Source organism: Bacteroides difficilis (genome assembly GCF_048319815.1).
In the GTDB taxonomy this organism is placed as follows: Bacteria; Bacteroidota; Bacteroidia; order Bacteroidales; family Bacteroidaceae; genus Bacteroides; species Bacteroides zhangwenhongii.
Window position 1 is genome coordinate 678673 of sequence record NZ_CP182814.1, and the last position, 15831, is coordinate 694503.

The window sequence follows — 15831 nt, forward strand, 5'->3', positions numbered from 1 at the left end:
TTTTTTTTTGTACTTTTCGCAAAAATTTCAGTGGATATGGAACATTTGAAGAAAAAAAAGAGCTTTTCATGGAAAGATTTGTTATATAAATCGCTGCTATTCATAGGTACTGTGGCATTGATTGTCTATTTCCTACCGCGCGACGGCAAGTTCAACTATCAGTTTGATATAAACAAGCCTTGGAAATACGGACAGTTAATCGCAACTTTCGATTTTCCTATTTATAAAGATGAAGCGATAGTGAAACGAGAGCAAGACAGCCTGATGGCTCTCTTCCAGCCCTATTATGAACTCGACAAGAAAGTCGAGAAGGAGGCGATAGCCAAACTGAAAGAGAACTATCATACGAACCTGAAAGGGATTCTTCCTTCTACAGATTATTTACGCTACATCGAACGTACGCTGAAAGAGATTTATCAGGCGGGCATCGTATCTACCGAAGCTATACAGCAACTTTACAAAGATAGCACATCCGCCATCATGGTAATAGATGACAAGTTGGCCAATTCGCACCCCATCGAAGGTATTTACACGGTAAAGAAGGCATACGAGTATTTACTTACGGCAGACTCCGTTCACTTCAACAGGGACATTCTACGGCAGTGTTCGCTGAATGAATATATCAGTCCGAACCTCACTTTTGACGAACAACGGACTCAGACAGCCAAAGAGGAGATACTGAACAACTATTCTTGGGCAAACGGCTTGGTTGTGAGTGGTCAGAAAATTATCGACCGGGGCGAGATCATCAGTCCGGAAACTTATAATATTTTGGAATCCCTGCGTAAAGAGTCCATCAAGCGAAACGAATCTATGGGACAAAGCCGTCTGATTCTTGGCGGACAAATTCTGTTTGTCGGCATGTTAATGCTTTGCTTTATGCTCTATCTTGATTTGTTCCGAAAAGATTATTATCAGCGAAAGGGCAGTCTGTCACTACTCTTTACATTGATTGTATTTTATAGTATTGTTACGGCTTTTATGATGACACATAACCTATTCAATGTGTATATCATTCCGTATGCAATGCTACCTATTATTATCCGTGTGTTCCTTGATTCGAGAACTGCGTTTCTGACTCATGTCATCACAATATTAATCTGTTCCATATCACTACGCTTTCCACATGAATTCATTCTCACTCAGCTAGCTGCCGGTATGGTTGCGATATTCAGTTTGAGAGAACTGTCACAGAGATCACAGCTTTTCCGAACGGCATTATTAGTCATACTGACCTACGCCGCTGTTTATTTCTCTTTCGAACTGATGACAGAAAACGGACTTGCCAACGATTTCTCGAAGTTGAATATACGGATGTATACCTATTTCTTTATCAACGGAATTTTATTGCTGTTCGCCTATCCATTATTATTCCTATTGGAAAAGACGTTCGGATTTACTTCCAACGTTACTTTGGTAGAGCTTTCAAACATTAATAACGACTTACTGCGTCAAATGTCCGAGACTGTGCCCGGAACATTCCAACACTCCATGCAGGTAGCCAATCTAGCAGCGGAAGCAGCTATCCGTATCGGCGCCAAAAGTCAGTTGGTGCGCACCGGAGCTTTGTATCATGATATCGGGAAAATGGAGAATCCGGCTTTCTTCACCGAAAATCAATCAGGAGGAGTCAACCCGCATAAAAATCTAGGTTACGAACAAAGTGCTCAAGTAGTCATCAGTCACGTGACAGATGGATTGAAACTTGCCGACAAACATAATCTGCCTAAGGTTATTAAGGACTTTATCAGTACTCATCATGGACGGGGAAAAACAAAATATTTCTATATTTCCTGGAAGAACGAGCACCCGGACGAAGAACCGAATGAAGAACTGTTCACCTATCCCGGTCCGAATCCGTTCACCAAAGAGCAAGCCATCCTGATGATGGCAGACGCTGTAGAAGCTGCATCACGCAGTCTTCCGGAATATACAGAAGAGACAATCAGTAATCTGGTCGACAAGATTATCGATTCCCAAGTCACTGAAGGTTACTTTAAAGAATGTCCTATCACTTTCAAGGATATAGCCACTGTGAAAGCCGTATTCAAAGAAAAACTAAAGATTGCTTATCACACCCGGATCAGTTATCCTGAGTTAAAGAAGTAAGCAGCCCCGCACAAGCGTCTTCAAGTATGTCAAGCACATATTCAAAGCCCTCAGCCCCTCCATAATAGGGGTCGGGGACATGATCTGCCGGGATACGAGTACAGTACTCCATCATACGATGAATCTTCTTCCATTCTTCTGGAGAAGGAGCTTTGTCTTTCAGATCATCTATGTTCCGGTCGTCCATACCGATTATCAGATCAAAATTATAAAAATCTTCCGTACGGACAGGACGCGAACGATGTACCAATTGATAACCGCGACGAGCCGCGTGAGCACGCATCCGACTATCCGGTAATTCACCCTGATGATAAGACAAGATTCCGGCAGAATCTATCACAAACTCTTTCTCCAGTCCTGCTTCTTTTATCAAATGAAGCATTACACCTTCAGCCGTAGAACTACGGCAAATATTTCCTAAACAGACAAATAATATTTTCTTCATTTTCATTACATAGGGTCTACATCATAATAAACAATCAAAGATTTATAGCGTTCGTCCGCCAACATCTCGCGCTGAATACGTAGCAACAATTCCCGTGCACGTCCCATCGGGGCATTCTGCTCAATCTTGACGACGATCTTTTTGATAAACAAAGTCTGGATACGGGCAACAGGAGGTTTATCCGGACCTAATACCCGATTGCCAAATACAGCCCGCAACTTATCCGCCATCACTGCCGCCATCTGATCCAGCAACGCTTCATTATGATTTTTCAGATAAACATATACCAGCCGGTAATAGGGAGGATAATGGAACATCTGACGTTCCACCAATTGTCCGCCTACCATATCTTCATAATCATTGGCAATGACCTGATGAATGATAGGATGATCGATACTCTTGGTTTGCAATACCACCCGTCCGCGTTTGTTCTTACGTCCGGCACGTCCCGCTACTTGTGCCATCAACTGAAAAGCACGTTCATAGGAACGGAAATCGGGATAATTCAACATGGTATCGGCATTCAATATACCTACTATACTGACATGATCGAAATCCAATCCTTTTGATACCATTTGCGTACCAATCAATATGTCCGTCTTTCCCTGCTCAAAGTCTGCAATAATCTTCTCATAAGCCGAGCGGGTACGTGTAGTATCCAAGTCCATCCGGGCCACGGCAGCTTCCGGGAAAAGGATTTTGATGTCATCTTCAATCTTTTCCGTACCGAAACCACGATTCACCAGTTCCGTACCCTCGCAGGCAGGACAGGATTTCGGCAGTTGATACGTATAACCGCAGTAGTGACAGGTTAATTGATTGATTCCTTTATGATAGGTAAGGCTTACGTCGCAATTCTTACACTTAGGCACCCAACCGCAGGTACGACACTCCACCATCGGAGCAAACCCACGACGGTTCTGAAAGAGAATCACTTGTTCTTTCTGTTCCAAAGCCTCTTTCATATATTGTATCAGGAGTGGCGAGAATTGTCCGACCATCCGCTTTTTGCGATGCAGTTCCTTGATATCCACCGGAATAATCTCCGGCAACTGGATTTCTTTATATCGTTCTTTCAGTTGTACGAAACCATATTTTCCCTCTCTTGCATTCTGCCATGACTCGATAGAGGGAGTAGCCGTACCCAACAGGGTTTTAGCTCCGTACATGGCAGCCAATACAATAGCCGCGCTACGCGCATGATAGCGGGGAGCGGGATCTTGTTGCTTATACGTATTTTCGTGCTCTTCATCCACAATCACCAATCCCAGATTTCGGAAAGGCAGGAAAATAGAAGAACGAACACCCAGAATAATATCATACCCGTTCTCTCCCAGTTGCTTCCGCCATATTTCAACCCGTTCGGCATCAGGGAACTTAGAATGATAGATACCCAGACGAGCACCGAAGACCCGTTGCAAACGCTCCGTGATTTGAGTGGTCAATGCAATTTCCGGCAACAAATATAACACCTGCTTTCCCTGGCGAATCGCTTCTTCTATCAGATGGATATAAATTTCAGTCTTGCCGCTGGACGTTACCCCATGAAGCAGACAGACATTTTTCTCCTGAAAAGACTGCACGACTTCATCAAATGCACGCTGTTGAAACTCATTCAAAGGATTTAATTCGACAATCTCCTTCTCCTGCTTATCCAACCGGCCTATTTCATGGTAGTAGATTTCAAAAATCTTCTTATCCACCAATCCATTCAATACAGAAGGGGCCACATTAGCCCGCTGCAACAGTTCTTTCTTGGAGACTTCTTTCGGAGTTCCCGCTCCTAAAACACCGGAACACTCCACATACTTCATGAGTAATGCCAACTGCTTCGGGGCACGAGACAGAATATCAAACAGGATATGAAGCCGCTTTTCATCCGCTGTACCCGCAAGCCGAACCCGCGCCTCTGTTTTAGGTTTATAAGTACGCCTCAACTCCTCCTTTACGAAAATCGCTTCTTTATCGAGCAGAGACTTGATGACGGTAAGAATATTTTTGATACCGCTGTCCTTCTCCAGTTTAGTGACGCACTGTTGTGAATCTACGGCAAGTAAGTCCAAAATGCGTTGTTCACGTTCCGGCAATGGTGCATCAGCCTCAAAGTCCGGATTATATTCGACTATTGTTTCGCTCTCCAGTTTCAGGCCGGAGGGAAGTGCCGCTTTATAGACATCGCCTTGTGTACAGAGATAATAATCAGCTATCCACTCCCAAAATTTGAATTGAGCGGGTAACAGAATGGGAGAAGCATCCAGCAATGCAGATATATCTTTCACTTCGTACTCCGTTGGAGCACAATAATGAACATTAAGGACGATAGCCGTATAAAACTTCTTCCGCCCGAAAGGAACTACCACCCGGCAGCCTATCTTCACATCTTCCGCACATTCATCCGGCAAAGAGTAAGTAAAACTCTTCGGAAGCGGAAGCGGTAATATGACATCTACATACTTTTTCATTGCAGCTACAAAAATACAATAAAAAAACGGGGATTTAAAAGAAGGGAGAGAGAACACTTAAAAAGAAAACTCTACTTCATACGAGAATTGGAAGAAATATATTTGAGAGCGCAACAGGACAATCCCAAACAAAAAAGAGTTTCCGGTTATCGGAAACTCTTTTTCATATATTAGGTAAAGCGATAGACTACTTAAAAAATATAGGCTACAGATACTTGCCAAGTCTTAGTCTTATAAGAAGCATTTGTTCCTTCAATATCAGCTGTATCACCCAATGGGATATTGTAATTAGCACCCACCTGCAAATGGTTCAGCAACTTCAAACCGGCGCCCACATTGATACCTACTTCAGCTTTCTTCTTATCTGTTCTCATACCTTCAACAGTCTTATTTCCAGCAAAATCGAAATAAAAGTCAGGACCTGCAGCCAGATAAATACCTGCCAGACTTCCCAAACCAATGGTATACTTCAGGTTTACAGGAATATCAATACCGTTCTGCTTAATAGTGTACTCATCATTTCCTTCTGAAACTTTGATACCCCGTTGAGCAAAAAGCAAAGATGCATCTACTCCCAACCCTACGATTGGAATATTAAACTCGGCCATCGGACCGATAAAGAAACCAGTAAAATTATCCTTCTTGAAGTTTTCGCCCACATTAGAGAAACTCGCCTTTGACAAGTTCAAACCTCCCTTTACACCAAAGTGTATCTGCGCCTGAGCAGGCATTGCCATACCGATACATACGGCAATCATTAAAGCACCAAAAATCTTTTTCATAAATTTACGTGTTTATAATTCGGGACAAAGATATATATTTAGATTATATAAACACAAATTATCGGTTCTTTGTTCATTCTTTACTTCCTGATTCTCATACATAATTTATTCAGTCAAAACTTCCGCTGACCGGAAATTAGCTAATCAGTAATCACAGGGCAAACAAATCATTCAACGCTTCGCTCATGCAGGGATGAGTAAAAATGAAATCACGCAGAAAAGTATAATCCTGACCTGTTTTCATTGCCATGGCAACTATATTGATGACTTCGCTGGCATCAGGCGCAAACAACATACAACCTACTATTTCTCCCGTATTCTTATCAATGACAGCTTTTAGCAGACCGTCCGTCTCTCCCAATGTCTTTGCTCTCGGTATCGCCATAACAGGCAATTTCTTGATAATCACATCCAAATTCAGCTTTCGAGCCTCATCCTCATTCAATCCGATACGCGCCAATGGATATTGCAAAGTTCGCCACTTTCGAAGTAATAAACAATAACCATTTCGCCGGATAAATTAGCAATTATTCCCGTATAAAATCAAAGTAGTACATCATCAAAACCACCGGAACAGATCAACGATCTGCTCGGCGATTTCTCATCTTAAACCAATCCCACTTACTATAAATACCAATCAACGATTCGGGTGAATATCCAACTTCACCGGCTTAATCATATTCTCCGGTTTCAGAATGGTATCCAAGTCTTTTTTAGAAAGAATATTGTGCTCCAATACAAGTTCATACACTCCTTTCCCTGTCTCTAAAGCTTCTTTTGCGATCTTAGTAGAGTTTTTATAACCGATTACCGGATTCAAAGCTGTCACTACCCCGATACTATTATGAACATCTCTACGGCACTTTTCTTCGTTGGCAGTAATGCCGTCTACACATAAAGTACGCAAAGTATCAAAACCATTCATCAACAGATCAGCGGATTCAAAACAGCATTGCGCCATCACCGGCTCCATTGCATTTAGTTCCATCTGGGCAGCCTCCCCACTCATTGTCACACAAAGGTCGTTACCTATTACTTTATAGGCGACCTGATTCATTACTTCAGGTATTACCGGATTCACTTTTCCTGGCATGATGGAGGAGCCCGGCTGCATAGCCGGCAAATTAATTTCGCCCAGCCCACAACGCGGTCCGGACGCTAACAGTCGCAAGTCATTACATATCTTATTCATCTTTACAGCTACCCGCTTCATCGCTGCCGAATAACCCACCATGCAAGAAGTATCCGAAGTCGCTCCAATCAAATCATCCGCCAACTTTATATCCAGTCCTGTAATCTTACACAGAGCCTCAATACACATTTCCGCATATTCCGGCTCGGCTGTGATTCCGGTTCCAATAGCTGTCGCTCCCATATTGACTGTCAGAAAATCCTGTGCGGCAAAATCCAAGTTCTTCACTTCCTGCTCCAGAATACTTGCAAATCCATTAAAAGTTTGTCCAAGCGTCATCGGTACCGCATCTTCCAATTGGGTACGTCCCATTTTGATAATATGTGCAAACTCTTTCCCTTTTTTCCGGAAAGAAGCTATCAATTCTCCAAAATGCTTCACCAATTTGAGATGAGTGTAATACAAACCAATGTGAATAGCGGTAGGATAAGCATCATTAGTAGACTGGGAACGGTTCACATGGTCATTGGGAGAACAATACTGGTATTCTCCGCGCCGGTGTCCCATCAATTCCAATGCACGGTTGGCAATCACCTCATTGGCATTCATATTCGTAGTCGTTCCGGCACCACCTTGAATCATATCGACCGGAAATTGTTCATGATGCTTGCCCTCAAGAACTTCCTTACAGGCTTTCAATATGGCGTCTGCCTGTTCTTCTGTCAACAGGTCCAATTTACGATTGGCAACGGCAGCTCCCATCTTTGTAATAGCCAAAGCCTGAATAAACAAAGGGTATTCGTTCAAGTGAAATTTGCTGATGCGAAAATTTTCAATACCACGGAGTGTCTGCACTCCGTACAATGCACTTTCCGGCACCTCACGACTACCTATCAAGTCGCTTTCTGTACGAGTTTTTATTGATAAATTCTGTTTCATATCGGTTGTTTTATAACAATGACATTTTAGTTAGTTCTTATAATAACCAACCAACAAGGTTATTGTTTTAATAAATATGCAAAAACTATTCAATAACTTTTTTGTTCTTAATACAGGAAAAAGAAAGTACAAAGAAAGAAATCACTTATCTTTGTCTTTAAACTTAACGCAATAACCTTATGATATTACAATTAGCATTTGTTCTGACTGCCATTATTATTGGTGCACGCTTGGGAGGAATCGGTCTCGGAGTGATGGGAGGAATCGGATTGGCGATACTTACCTTCGTTTTTGGACTGCAACCTACGGCTCCTCCTATCGACGTAATGTTAATGATTGCAGCCGTTATCTCAGCCGCCGCCTGTATGCAGGCTGCCGGCGGACTCGATTATATGGTGAAGCTGGCAGAACATTTATTACGGAAGAATCCGTCACACGTTACTTTGTTAAGCCCATTAGTGACTTACTTGTTTACTTTTGTGGCCGGAACCGGTCATGTGGCCTATTCCGTATTACCGGTTATTGCGGAAGTTGCCACCGAAACAAAAATCCGTCCGGAACGTCCGCTCGGTATCGCGGTAATCGCTTCTCAACAAGCGATTACCGCAAGCCCGATTTCTGCAGCCACAGTTGCTTTACTCGGACTATTGGCCGGTTTCGACATCACTCTGTTCGATATTCTCAAGATTACGATTCCCGCTACCATTGCCGGTGTTTTGGTAGGTGCGTTATTTTCTATGAGAGTGGGCAAAAACCTGTCAGAAGATCCCGAATACCAGAAACGTCTGAAAGAAGGGCTTTTCAACGACAAGAAGATAAAAATCAAGGATGTCAAGAACAAACGTTCAGCTATGATTTCCGTTATCATCTTCATGTTGGCTACCGCCTTCATCGTACTCTTCGGCTCTTTTGAAGGAATGCGCCCGTCTTTTCTTATCGATGGTGAAATCGTTATTTTAGAAATGTCCTCCATCATCGAAATCGTCATGTTGTCGGCTGCCGCCATCATCCTATTGCTAACAAAGACAGACGGAATCAAAGCTACACAAGGCTCTGTATTTCCTGCCGGAATGCAAGCGGTAATCGCCATTTTCGGTATTGCCTGGATGGGAGATACGTTCCTTCAAGGTAATATGGCGCAACTGACTTTCTCCATCGAAGGTATCGTACGTCAAATGCCATGGCTTTTCGGAATTGCACTGTTTGTGATGTCTATCCTATTATATAGCCAGGCCGCCACCGTACGTGCACTAGTACCGCTAGGCATTGCACTCGGTATCTCTCCCTATATGCTGATTGCCTTATTCCCCGCAGTGAACGGATATTTCTTTATTCCAAACTACCCTACCGTAGTAGCCGCTATCAATTTTGACCGTACGGGAACAACAAAAATCGGCAGATATGTGTTGAATCATTCATTCATGATGCCCGGACTTGTATCAACGGCTGTTGCTATCGGACTAGGGTTGCTTTTTATACAAATATTCTAACTATATATTATTAACCTAAACTTCATTCAGTTATGAAACAATTCAAAAGATTTGGTCTGATAGCAGTAACACTACTATTAACCGTGACAATGGCGTTTGCCGCAAAACCGAATATTCATATCCTTGCCACAGGAGGAACGATTGCAGGTACAGGAAGCTCTGCTACCGGAACCAGTTACACAGCCGGACAGGTGGCCATCGGTGCGCTGCTTGACGCCGTACCGGAAATCAAAGAGATCGCTAACGTTACAGGTGAGCAGATCGTAAAAATCGGTTCGCAAGACATGAACGATGAAGTATGGCTTACACTTGCCAAGAAAATCAACGAACTGCTGAAACGTCCGGATATCGATGGTATTGTCGTTACTCACGGAACGGACACAATGGAAGAAACCGCTTATTTTCTGAATCTAACCGTTAAAAGTGATAAACCGGTAGTATTGGTAGGCGCCATGCGTCCGTCTACCGCATTAAGTGCCGACGGACCGTTAAACCTTTATAATGCCGTAGTCACTGCCGCCGCCACAGAATCGAAAGATAAAGGAGTACTGATCGCCATGAACGGACTTATCTTGGGAGCGGAAAGCACAGTGAAAATGAACACCGTTGACGTACAGACATTCCAAGCTCCCAATTCCGGCGCACTGGGCTATGTACTAAATGGAAAAGTATTCTATAATCAGATAACACTCAAGAAGCATACCACCCGATCAGTATTTGACGTGACCCGCCTTACTTCACTCCCCAAAGTAGGTATCGTATATAGCTATTCCAATATTGAGGCCGATATGATGACTCCTCTGCTCAACAACGGATATAAAGGAATCATCCATGCCGGGGTAGGTAACGGGAATATCCATAAAAACATCTTCCCATCATTGATAGATGCACGTAAAAAAGGGATTCTTGTTGTTCGTTCCTCCCGTGTCCCAACCGGTCCTACTACTCTTGACGCAGAAGTAGACGACGCTAAATATCAGTTTGTGGCTTCGCAGGAGTTGAATCCGCAAAAGTCGCGTGTATTGCTAATGCTTGCATTAACCAAAACTACGGACTGGAAGCAAATTCAGCAATATTTTAACGAATACTAAACCCTGACTGACTTATGAAAAAATTGATTTTTATGCTGCTCCTTACGGGCAGCATACAGGGAATATATGCCCAAAAAGCAGAGAAAAAAGACAAATTCTCTCCTAATACTCCTTTATTTGAGGAACTGACAGACGTGAAAAAGAAAACAGATAAGTTCAACCTTTATCTGAATATGCAAGGCAGCTTTGATGCCCATTTCCGGGACGGATTTCAAGAAGGTGACTTCAATATGCACCAACTCCGCATCGAGGCAAAAGGTAATATCAACAACTGGCTCTCCTACCGTTACCGTCAACGCCTTAACCGCTCGAACGATGCAAACGGCATGATTGATAATCTTCCCACCTCTATAGATTATGCAGGTATCGGTATCCAACTAAATGAGCAGTTCAGCCTTTTCGCCGGGAAGCAATGCGCCGCTTACGGTGGTTTTGAATTCGATCTGAATCCGATTGATGTCTACCAATATTGCGACATGATTGATTACATGAGTAACTTCATGACCGGATTGAATGTTGGTTATAATATCACTCCCGACCAGCAACTGAATCTGCAAATCCTAAACAGCCGCAACGGTTCTTTCGACAGTACCTACGGGATTACAGAAGACGCCGAAGGTAATGTACCCGATCTGAAATCCGGGAAAATGCCGCTGGTATATACATTGAACTGGAATGGCAACTTCAACAACGTGTTCAAAACCCGTTGGTCGGCCTCTATCATGAATGAAGCCAAAAATCATAATATGTATTATTATGCCATAGGTAATGAACTGAATCTGGGTAAGTGGAACGCCTTTGTAGATTTCATGTATTCGAAAGAAGATATCGACCGCAAGGGAATCATCACGAGTATTGTCGGACATCAAGGCGGACATAACGTCTTCGACACCGGTTATCTCTCCGTTGTAGCCAAATGCAACTACCGTTTTCTGCCGAAATGGAACGCTTTCGTGAAAGGGATGTATGAGACCGCATCTGTCACTAAAGCCTCCGAAGGAGTGGAAAAAGGGAATTACCGCACCTCGTGGGGATATCTCGCCGGTATTGAATTCTATCCGATGGAAACCAATCTGCACTTCTTCGTAACATACGTAGGACGTTGCTATGACTTTGCTTCCCGGGCCAAAGCATTGGGACAAACGGATTACACTACGAACCGGGTATCTGTAGGTTTCATCTGGCAAATGCCCGTATTCTAAATACTGTAAGATATAAAAAATACCCGATAGCTTTTTTGTATAGTTATCGGGCATTTTATATGTTCAGTTCTCAGTTAAAATTAATACTCTTCCTCGTTAAAGAAAAAATCCTCCTTACTAGGATAATCCGGCCAAATATCTTCGATACTTTCATAGATTTCGCCCTCATCTTCCATCTCTTGGAGATTCTCAATAACTTCAAGAGGAGCACCCGAACGCATGGCATAATCAATCAATTCATCCTTGGTTGCCGGCCAGGGAGCATCTTCAAGTTTTGATGCTAGTTCCAATGTCCAATACATAATTTTGAGTATTTAAAGTGAATACTAAATTTGTCTTGCTTTCTATTTTTCGGCAAAAGTATAATAAAATCTATCATTTCCAACTATTATCCCAAAATATTTCGTTATTTTGTTCATCAAAATTAATTTTCCGGGATAATACAAACAAATAATCTGACAATCTGTTGACAAAAGCTAATACTTCGGGCGAAATTGTACAAGTTTCGGATAAAGCCAAAATACGTCTTTCGGCCCGTCGGCAGACTGTCCGGCAGATGTGGCAAACAGATGCGCCCCGACTTCCACCCGGAATAATAAAGGCACAAAGCTCCGGCAATTGTTCGTCCAACTTATCAATTTCATGTTCAATACTTTCTATGTCTCCGGAAGTTATAATACTCGCAGGTTTCAACTGCATTTTCTCCTGATCGGTAGCGAGATGGGAGCCGATAGCAAACAACTTATGCTGAACTCCTAAAATAAAGTGACGGTCCGCCTCATCCAACAGATAGGTGTACAACCAGCCCAAATTCGAATTCAGTTCGTCCACTGTCCCATAGGCTTCCAGGCGGATATGCGTTTTCGGCACACGACTGCCGCCAACCAGGCTGGTAGTCCCCTTGTCACCGGTTTTTGTATATACAAGGCTCTTTTTCATAATTTTCTTTTTTAATCATCTATATAAGGTTAACGTACAAAGGTTCTCAGAAGTTGACGATATAATGCTGTTTTATCTTTGTTTTATCAAAAAAGAGTAAACCCAAGTCATACAAATCAAAAGTAACCCCAACCCGCTCGTCCTCCTTCAATTGATTCCAAAGCGTTTTCATCTTCTTTGAATAGCAAATTCCCTGCACCACAAACACACTTTTCAAAGTAACCCGCTGCGCACAAATATGAAAAACTTCTTCTATCAGTTCAGGATTCTGATAATTATTCATATATAAAAAATCGACCGGAGTATCTGCATCCAGAAACAGTTCCGAGAGGTCGGAAGCAAATAGATAAGAAGCGGAGGGTTTAGCCGACTGCAAATAAAGTGAAGCCGTCGAAGGCTGTCCCACTTCTATAACAGTGGCAGGTTGTACTTTATTCACCAACCGGAACAAAAAGCGGTTTATTTTTCCTCTACTCTTACTCCACCCACATTCTCTCACTTTCTTTCTCTGCTCTTCTTGCAAAGCATGATATGCATAATAGGGTGTATTCTCATAAATCACATCCGTTATCAGACTGAAAGCAAAAGGGGAATGCACACCATATCCGCAACGATAGCGAAAACGGGAAAGCCAAATAAAAGGTCTTTTTATAGAAAGTAGAAGATTCATAAAACAAACGTTCGTTTTTTATTCTCGGATACAAAGATATGTTTTTTATCGCAAAGACAGAATAGTGGCGCGAGAAGAATTCAACAACTGAATATACCCCGATTGTCTAAAATTTATCTACTTTTGTAACGTCTAAAAATATTCGAAGAATATGGAAAACAAGAATATGCTACAAAAGTTGTTTGGATTCAATTCTCATTCCATGCAGGTAAGAACTGAGATTCTTGCAGGTATTACTACATTTCTGACCATGTCATACATTCTTGCCGTGAATCCTAGCATACTGGGTGTCACAGGCATGGATAAGGGGGCGGTATTCACCGCTACCGCCACAGCTTCCTTAATAGCCACTCTTATTATGGCGGTATGGGCCAAACTTCCGTTCGCGCTTGCTCCCGGCATGGGACTAAATGCTTTTTTCGCTTTCACAGTCTGTCTGGGTATGGGCAATACTTGGGAATTTGCATTAACGGCAGTGCTTATCGAAGGCCTCCTGTTTATCCTGCTGACCCTTTCCAACTTACGTGAAGCCATCCTCAATGCCATACCTGACTCCCTAAAGAACGCCATTGGGGCAGGTATCGGACTTTTTATCGCCTTCATCGGATTGCAGAATGCCGGAGTTATCACCAAGAACGATGCAACCTTAGTGACACTCGGCAATATCACTTCCGGCTCTCCGCTTTTGGCGCTTATCGGACTTGCCATCACTTCCGTGTTACTTATAAAGAAGGTAAAAGGGTCTATGCTATGGGGAATCCTTTTGACAATGTTGATCGGCATTCCGATGGGAATTACCGAATTTAACGGAATCGTCAGTATACCTCCCTCATTGGAACCGGTATTTTTCAAGTTCGACTTCTCAAAAGTGCTCACCACTCAAATGGCTTTTACTGTGTTTACATTGTTATTTATTGATATGTTCGATACCATCGGCACGTTGGTCGGCGTATCCAACAAAGCCGGAATGTTGGTTAATGGGAAAGTGCCCCGTGCCAAACAGGCATTTATGGCCGACGCTATCGGGACTACCGTAGGGGCAATGTTAGGAACCAATACGGTAAGCACATTTGTAGAGAGCGCATCAGGCATCGCTCAAGGAGGCCGTTCCGGAATCACTTCTTTTGTAACTGCTATCTGCTTCGGAATAGCCTTACTTTTCGCACCGCTTTTCCTCTCCATCCCAAGTGCGGCAACCTGCCCTATCCTGGTGTTGGTCGGTTTATTCATGATGTCACCTATCAAAGACATTGATCTGGATGATTTCACGGAATCAGTTCCGGCATTCATCTGTATCATTATGATTCCAATGGCGTATAGCATTTCAGACGGTATTGTTCTCGGGCTTATCAGTTATGTACTGACCAATCTGCTATCGGGTAAGTTCAAGAAGATATCACTCACCATGTATATTCTGGCAGCCCTCTTTACTCTCAAATATCTGGTATGACCGAAAAAGATAAAAAACAAATATAGAAAAAGAGGGTATGTCAATGGCTCATTCGATTCCGAATCTTGACATACCCTCTTTACACTCATCTATTTCAAGCAATTACTGAAGTCTGAACATTACAGGCACAGTATATTTTACTCGAACTTTCTTACCGTTCTGCATTCCGGGTTTCCACTTCGGCATAGAACTGATCACACGGACAGCTTCTTTATCCAAATACGGATCAACCCCTCGTACCACTTCAGGATTCGTTATCGTCCCGTCCTTGTCTACAACAAACTGAACAATAACCTTTCCTTGTGAGCCGGTTTCTTGTGAAATCGTCGGATACTTGATATTACCGCTTAAATATTTCATTAAAGCAGCCGTACCACCCGGAAACTCCGGCATAATCTCAACGCTGACATGAATAACGTCTTCAACTACCGTTTCGGTTTCCACCACAGGCGGTATCCATACAATCTCATGAACTGCATTCATATCCTCTGATACTGTAGAAACCTCATCCGCCACCTCTATATCGTTCTTTACTATTTCTAATATGTCTACGACCTTATTTTCGGGAGGTGGAGGCGGTTCCAGTTTCTCCTCAGGGAATGTGATTGGAACTAGCTCTGTCACAAAGATGGATTCATCATCTGATGATAGTGCCGCAACCCTGACATCATGTTGTGTCCATTCGAACGAAACGAACATGAAAGCGAGCGCAACAACCAAACCCATCAACAACCAAGAACCCCGTTGATTCTCAATTGCAGCCTTTTTTGATTTCTTGGCTTCCATAAAAAATGTGTTTAAGTAATTAATAATAGAAAATATATAGTATATATACTACTTTTCTTTTTTTCTCTTAAACATTACTTAAAGTGCTCTCTAGCTGCAATAAATATAGTATTTTTATTGACAGGGTGTTACGCTTCCGCTTGTTTATTCTATTCTTTTGCCTTCTTTTGGATAAAATTTATGAATTCAACTTACAGCTTTTACCGCAAAAACACAATAAACAGGAAATTGCAGTCAGTCTTCCGAATTGCCCATCGCCTTTTAACAAACAGCATTTGCATATCTATTTTTCAGAATACAACAGTTCTTCAGAATGCAACTTTATTTATTCTTC

13 protein-coding genes and 1 pseudogene are annotated in these 15831 nt (G+C 42.5%); 5 read left to right on the forward strand and 9 right to left on the reverse strand.

All coding sequences use genetic code 11. The annotated features are described in order from the left end of the window. Positions 1-36 precede the first annotated feature (36 nt). Positions 37-2109: an HD family phosphohydrolase gene (locus ACNOGP_RS02590; protein ID WP_418214000.1), complete on the forward strand. Its 2073-nt coding sequence runs from the start codon at positions 37-39 to the stop codon at positions 2107-2109. On the opposite strand, the gene ACNOGP_RS02595 is transcribed toward ACNOGP_RS02590, so the two are convergent. The 5 genes and pseudogenes from ACNOGP_RS02595 to ACNOGP_RS02615 form a co-directional block, all read right to left on the reverse strand. Continuing rightward, a complete protein-coding gene (locus tag ACNOGP_RS02595; protein WP_418214001.1) occupies positions 2084-2554 on the reverse strand; it encodes a low molecular weight protein-tyrosine-phosphatase in 471 nt (156 codons plus the stop codon). The two genes, ACNOGP_RS02590 and ACNOGP_RS02595, sit on opposite strands and share 26 nt — an antisense overlap. 5 nt (positions 2555-2559) lie before the next feature. Further along, positions 2560-5016 (reverse strand): replication restart helicase PriA, encoded by a 2457-nt coding sequence (priA, locus tag ACNOGP_RS02600; protein WP_074637439.1) that lies wholly within the window; start codon positions 5014-5016, stop codon positions 2560-2562. A 191-nt stretch (positions 5017-5207) separates the two neighbouring features. Then, positions 5208-5798: a porin family protein gene (locus ACNOGP_RS02605; RefSeq protein ID WP_195474792.1), complete on the reverse strand. Its 591-nt coding sequence runs from the start codon at positions 5796-5798 to the stop codon at positions 5208-5210. A gap of 151 nt (positions 5799-5949) precedes the next feature. Next, positions 5950-6261, reverse strand: a pseudogene (locus ACNOGP_RS02610) (pyridine nucleotide-disulfide oxidoreductase); the annotation flags it as partial. A 174-nt stretch (positions 6262-6435) separates the two neighbouring features. Further along, positions 6436-7869, reverse strand: coding sequence for an aspartate ammonia-lyase (locus tag ACNOGP_RS02615; RefSeq protein WP_418214002.1), 1434 nt, complete (start codon positions 7867-7869; stop codon positions 6436-6438). A gap of 179 nt (positions 7870-8048) precedes the next feature. Here ACNOGP_RS02615 and ACNOGP_RS02620 point away from each other — a divergent pair, with 179 nt between their 5' ends. From ACNOGP_RS02620 to ACNOGP_RS02630, 3 genes are read left to right on the forward strand one after another with little or no spacing between them, the layout of a single operon-like run. After that, positions 8049-9359, forward strand: a complete 1311-nt coding sequence (locus ACNOGP_RS02620; protein WP_418214003.1) for an anaerobic C4-dicarboxylate transporter family protein — start codon at positions 8049-8051, stop codon at positions 9357-9359. 32 nt (positions 9360-9391) lie between these two features. Beyond that, positions 9392-10450, forward strand: a complete 1059-nt coding sequence (ansB, locus tag ACNOGP_RS02625; protein ID WP_007755734.1) for an L-asparaginase 2 — start codon at positions 9392-9394, stop codon at positions 10448-10450. A 14-nt stretch (positions 10451-10464) separates the two neighbouring features. Then, entirely contained in the window at positions 10465-11652 is a 1188-nt protein-coding gene (locus tag ACNOGP_RS02630; protein ID WP_418214004.1) for a porin, read from the forward strand. Between the two features lie 80 nt (positions 11653-11732). On the opposite strand, the gene ACNOGP_RS02635 is transcribed toward ACNOGP_RS02630, so the two are convergent. The 3 genes from ACNOGP_RS02635 to ACNOGP_RS02645 all read right to left on the reverse strand — a co-directional run bounded on the left by ACNOGP_RS02635 (position 11733) and on the right by ACNOGP_RS02645 (position 13261). Further along, positions 11733-11954 (reverse strand): DUF2795 domain-containing protein, encoded by a 222-nt coding sequence (locus tag ACNOGP_RS02635; RefSeq protein WP_002558131.1) that lies wholly within the window; start codon positions 11952-11954, stop codon positions 11733-11735. A 73-nt stretch (positions 11955-12027) separates the two neighbouring features. Continuing rightward, on the reverse strand, positions 12028-12591 hold the full coding sequence (locus tag ACNOGP_RS02640) for a cob(I)yrinic acid a,c-diamide adenosyltransferase (RefSeq protein WP_007763482.1): 564 nt from the start codon (positions 12589-12591) through the stop codon (positions 12028-12030). A 46-nt stretch (positions 12592-12637) separates the two neighbouring features. Beyond that, a complete protein-coding gene (locus ACNOGP_RS02645) occupies positions 12638-13261 on the reverse strand; it encodes a hypothetical protein (RefSeq protein ID WP_143865127.1) in 624 nt (207 codons plus the stop codon). Between the two features lie 166 nt (positions 13262-13427). Here ACNOGP_RS02645 and ACNOGP_RS02650 point away from each other — a divergent pair, with 166 nt between their 5' ends. Further along, positions 13428-14711 (forward strand): NCS2 family permease, encoded by a 1284-nt coding sequence (locus tag ACNOGP_RS02650; protein WP_029425926.1) that lies wholly within the window; start codon positions 13428-13430, stop codon positions 14709-14711. Between the two features lie 102 nt (positions 14712-14813). On the opposite strand, the gene ACNOGP_RS02655 is transcribed toward ACNOGP_RS02650, so the two are convergent. After that, positions 14814-15497 (reverse strand): energy transducer TonB, encoded by a 684-nt coding sequence (locus ACNOGP_RS02655; protein ID WP_418214005.1) that lies wholly within the window; start codon positions 15495-15497, stop codon positions 14814-14816. Between the last annotated feature and the right edge of the window lie 334 nt (positions 15498-15831).